Annotated in this window: 3 protein-coding genes; 2 read left to right on the forward strand and 1 reads right to left on the reverse strand. The window is 42.5% G+C overall.

Translation table 11 applies throughout. The features are described from left to right. The first annotated feature begins 524 nt into the window (after window positions 1–524). A complete protein-coding gene (locus ACM0OZ_RS48215) occupies window positions 525–1364 on the forward strand; it encodes a hypothetical protein (RefSeq protein ID WP_414590053.1) in 840 nt (279 codons plus the stop codon). 482 nt (window positions 1365–1846) lie between these two features. After that, window positions 1847–2536 (forward strand): hypothetical protein, encoded by a 690-nt coding sequence (locus ACM0OZ_RS48220; RefSeq protein ID WP_414588831.1) that lies wholly within the window; start codon window positions 1847–1849, stop codon window positions 2534–2536. A gap of 303 nt (window positions 2537–2839) precedes the next feature. Here the strand turns inward: ACM0OZ_RS48220 and ACM0OZ_RS48225 are convergent, their stop codons facing one another. Beyond that, window positions 2840–3472 (reverse strand): hypothetical protein, encoded by a 633-nt coding sequence (locus ACM0OZ_RS48225; protein WP_414590054.1) that lies wholly within the window; start codon window positions 3470–3472, stop codon window positions 2840–2842. Window positions 3473–3637: the final 165 nt, after the last annotated feature.

Raw genomic sequence — 3637 nt, forward strand, 5'->3', positions numbered from 1 at the left:
GTAAGTGCTGTAGCACTGGGTACGCTCGAATGGACATTAGTTTTACGTGGTGAACGAGCAGAATTTAAGCCGGATGCCATGAGACAGCCCCTGATGTGTGAATAAAAGCTCTGCTTATTAGCGTACTATTTAACACATTTTATGCTCACATTAGATGCTCTTGACACATACTTCCGTAAAGGGGTAGTCGTACTGAGCTGTCACCAGGGGCAAAGTCTGCTACAATCCTTGACAACACGCTTATTTTAGACTGTAAGCGTTTTTCTAGAACTAAAGAGCAAAAGTTCCGATAAGCATTGGAGTCGGAACTTTTTTACAAAAATCATGTACAATTCAATACCTTTGAGGCATCAAATCGCCACTTAAGTGGGTGAAGTTCCATTTCTTCAACAGAATTCGGAATTTTTTATGGAGCAGAACTAAACTAGACCGTTTAGTTTGTACTTGGTCGCAGCTCAGTACGACTACCCCGTAAAATAGTCTGTGTTTTTAAGCACAAAATTAGATGCGCTTACCCTGCTTTAATGCGTAAGAGCTTGGGTATAAGTCAGGTGATGGTAATTAAAGACTTGCCTGTCTTGCATCTTGCCTATGGATATACTCGCTTATCTCACCAACCGGAAGCCTCTGTATTGTGGGCATTTGACCGCAAGAACTTTGATTTAGCAGGCGAGGAACCAAAAGGAAATTGGATTCCCATGCCAGTTTACAAACTCAAAACTGAAGCCCTTTTGTTCCAATTCGATGCCAAACGGATTGTTAGATGGCTCCATGCCAATAATTTAGCTCCCGCTCTAACTAGTATTAGCGAACCAGCACTCTGGCTATTAGAGCACCACAGTCGGATTACTAGCCGTAGTGGTCCCGCATTTAATGATACTTTGTCTCCAGATTTTCTAATTCCCTGGTTAGTAAGTTCGGCGCTACACAGTGCTAATCATCTTTTAATTAAAGCGATCGCTGACCAAAGTAGCTTCGGTGAAACTGCTATGAGCGAACATTTACTTTTTAGCCTCAACCAAACCATAATTTTTGTAAATCGCTTGCAAGAATTTTCTCTTGGCGGATTGAAAACCTTCTTTGAGCAGCGTTTGGATCAGGCATTTCAAAGCCTTTTGCAAGAAAGAGGCGACTGTATGTTTGACCCCTACTGTGAAGAGTCTTTGGGAGGAGCTTGTAATGGATGCTTGCATTTACCAGAGGTAGTCTGCCGCCTTTTCAATAATGCTCTTAGCCGCATATTGCTTTACGGTGGTGAAATTAGCACAAATATGGAGGGCGTTGAAAGAACTCTCTGGAATAGTCTCTCCTCCCTAGTTGGGAGTGATCAATTTATTGGTTTGTGGGATAGCAGTGTAGATTAGCAGTACCCATTAGTGCAGCAGATGTCTCAGGTGCTGTCTTTGAATTCAATCAAAGTCCAGAAGTCAAATAAAGCGTTTGATATTTTGTTGCAGATGTAGAGCAAGAACAAACTGTCCCCTCAGGAAGGCACACTTTTTGTCACTCTCCAATTACCGAAGCTCGACAGCGTGTTGAATATAAGGTGCTCAATCGTCTGTTCCATCTAGCTGTACGATAAATTCTTCTGCAACTGGTTGTTGTGCTGTAAATTTTTTTTTGGATGCGCGCGATTGCTTTACGATTGGGTAAAGATGCCTTCGCTTTTTGTGGGCGACATTCCAGGCAATATAAGGGTAGTGACGGGTAACAGGTGCGTTCTACCACCTGATTGCAATTTTTGCAGACAAATCGGTAAACTCGTTGCTTAATGATACGAGTGTGAGCTTTCACGAAAACTTCTTTGCTTTCCACCTGTCTTGTTCCTAATAAAAACGTAAATGGTATGGCTTCACTATCTAAGATTCTGAGTTTACTTGAACTTGAGCGCGAGCGCTACGTATCAGAAGCAGCCCAGTTGGAGCGCCGCCTGTCCTTTATCCGCAACCAGATTAGTACTCTAGAATCCCTGATATCAGGCTATGCCCTCGAAGAACAGATGTATTCCCCCCAAAGGCATTTTCCAATTCCTTCCAGCACTGCTGTACTTGAGGATAGCTCTGTGTCAGTGGATGAGGAAGAAGTAGATCCCACAAATGACTCTGTGGAAAGCTCAGACGATGAAGAAGATGAAAATCTTGAGTCCGTATTCTTGAGTGAGCAACAATCACATCCGTCTAATCAAGAAACAGCAGAAACTGTAGAACCTGATATTTCTGATATTCCTAAGCTAAGTATCAAAAGAAAAGCGGGAAGTATACCACTGTTAACAGAGTTCCAAGAATATTCGATACAAAATGCTATCCTGATTCTGATGCGACGGCGACCGGATTTGCATTTTCACATTGATGCCGTCGTTCGCGACCTCTACGGTGATAAATTAACACTTCTCCAGTTGAAGACAGTGAAGTCTAATGTAGCGAAAGTGCTTAATACAGGATTGCAATTAGGTATCTGGCATAAAGTATTATACGCAAAAAATGTGTATACTTTGCATTATGAGAAAGGAGTCACGAGTAAACAGCTAAAGAAATAGTTCATGAAGGCAGCGAAAGCTACTATTCTCCCACGCGCAAATAGCGGGACTTAGTACACGTCACCCATAAAAAAAGGTTCGGAATTGGCTTGAGGGATAATTCACTTAAGCGAGTTGACATGATTTTGATTTCCAGTCCCATTAATGACGAGTTGTACCTAGCAGCAGAAGGGATAATTCATTTTATTCTGCCCCATTGAAACCTTGAGATTTATGACTTGAAAATTAAATGACTAATGAGCCGTCCGCCTTCGGCTTACTGCTGTTTTCTTTTGAAGCAGGTTGTCATGGTTAACTCTTTATCTAATTCTTCACAGGATAGCTGTGGTGGCTGTAGTTTTTGTGTTGTTTTTTACCAATAGTGCAGAGTAGACAGAGGAAAATCATCAACAATAGAAGGGATTTTACGACTGATGGTTCAGGAACCTTATTCACTTCCTCACCAACTCCAAGAGTCACGGGAGGTGTAGGTGGAACCTCAATGATTCGGTTGTTATTAGAAGGAATGTTTCCGCCACCAGGAGTAGGACCGTGTTCAATAGAGCCAGATCCGGAGCCAACTGGTGGTGTCACTGTTACGACAGTGTTAAGTCCTCCATTTGAGGAACTATTGTTACCAAGGGATAGAAGGAGTACAAGTGCGGCAAAACTGACACCGCCAAGGAACCATCCAGGAAACCTGTTACTCGAACCCTCTTGGACGAAGACATCTCCAGAGAAGCTAGAAGGAATATCTTGGCTTATCACTTCTGGTGTTGGAAAGATTGGAAGTGCCTCTACAAGGACATCTCCTGGAAGACCTGATCCCATAACCTCATTAAACTCTTGAGGAATACCGATATTTGGCCGACCAAACTCTTTGCTATCCCCAGAGAATGGTAAGGAGAGGACATTCAAAATACTGTCTTGGAGTAGCGCCTCATCGCTCGTATTCAACGCACGCAATCCTTGAGAGAGGTGACTCAAGTAAAATTGTTTTATATTTTGCGGCAAATGTACAGCCTGAATCTCCTGCTGGAAATTGGGAATTTTTGCAACTTCCTCAAGAACCTATCCCACTAATAATATTTTGTTAATCCAAATGTGGATAGTAGCAAGGTC

The sequence above is a fragment of the Scytonema sp. PCC 10023 genome, assembly GCF_963920835.1.
Lineage (GTDB): Bacteria > Cyanobacteriota > Cyanobacteriia > Cyanobacteriales > Nostocaceae > Kalymmatonema.

Excerpts from the sequence above, each read along its gene's own strand:
- ACM0OZ_RS48215 (WP_414590053.1), top strand. The coding sequence starts at position 525 with ATGCGTAAGAGCTTGGGTATAAGTCAGGTGATGGTAATTAAAGACTTG.
- ACM0OZ_RS48220 (WP_414588831.1), top strand. The coding sequence starts at position 1,847 with ATGGCTTCACTATCTAAGATTCTGAGTTTACTTGAACTTGAGCGCGAG.